The 1,035-nt window shown below is 62.6% G+C and carries 1 protein-coding gene; it reads right to left on the bottom strand.

Annotation, left to right across the window (positions count from 1 at the left end; all coding sequences use genetic code 11):
- A partial coding sequence (locus NKH12_RS30440) for an IS481 family transposase (protein ID WP_352956484.1) occupies positions 1 to 952 on the bottom strand: 952 nt, incomplete at its 3' end.
- Between the last annotated feature and the right edge of the window lie 83 nt (positions 953 to 1,035).

A 1,035-nucleotide genomic window follows, 5' to 3' on the forward strand; every position in this document is an offset into this window, starting at 1 on the left:
TGTGGAGCCTCAACAGGTTGTCCAGGGTTATATCGAGGCGACTGATGGGTGGTTTGGACTTTAGGCTGCCGTGTGGACGATGCCAATTGTATCTGTGCAGCCAGACAGGCAGTTCGGCGGCGCGGTGATCTGAAGTCGGATAGGCGATGGCATAGGCCCATTCGCGCAGCGCCGTCTGGATGAAGCGCTCGGCCTTGCCATTGGTCTTGGGTGTGTAAGGCCTTGTCCTGACATGCTTGAGGCCGAGATCGCGGCAGGCCTTGGCGAAGGCCTTCGATCTGTAGCAGGAGCCGTTGTCGGTCATGACGCGGGCTATCGCGACGCCGAGGCTGGCGTAGTAGGCGATCGCCGCCTTGAGGAAGGCGATGGCGCTTTCTTTTTTCTCGTCGGGCAGGATCTGCGAGAAGGCGATGCGGGAGGCGTCGTCGATGCAGACATGGACGAACTCCCAACTGCTGCCGCGCGAGCTGGCATTGCCGGTGCGCTTGCCGGTAATGCGATGACCGATGCGCTCGAAACGACCGAGCTTCTTGATGTCGATATGGATCATCTCGCCGGGATGCTCGCGCTCGTAGCGTCGGATCGGCTCGGCCGGTTCGATATCCCTGAGCCGGGACAGTCCGGCACGCTTGAGAACGCGGCTAACGGTGGCGGGCGAGACGCCGACCTCATGGGCGATGTGCTTGCCGGTCCAACGTTGCCGCCGCAGCGCCATGATGCGCTCGGCGATCAACGCAGCGGTGGCCTGTGGCATATGGGCGGGCCGCGAGGAACGGTCGATCATGCCGGCCCGCCCTTCGGACTTATAGCGCTCGACCCAGCGCGCCACGATCTTGGCCGACACGCCGTAGACCCGCGCCGCATCGGCTTTGGAAGAAGCGCCTTCTATCACCGAAAGCGCCATCTCCTCTCGACGCAGCGGCGTGAGACGGGCATTCTTGTGGATGTTCATTCGGACCCTCCGGTGAGTGCTGAAGCCTGGTAACTCCAGTCTCCCCGGTCCGGTCCGAATGGACAACCTCCCGAAAGCTCACA

Source organism: Mesorhizobium sp. M1322 (assembly GCF_040318085.1).
In the GTDB taxonomy this organism is placed as follows: Bacteria; Pseudomonadota; Alphaproteobacteria; order Rhizobiales; family Rhizobiaceae; genus Mesorhizobium.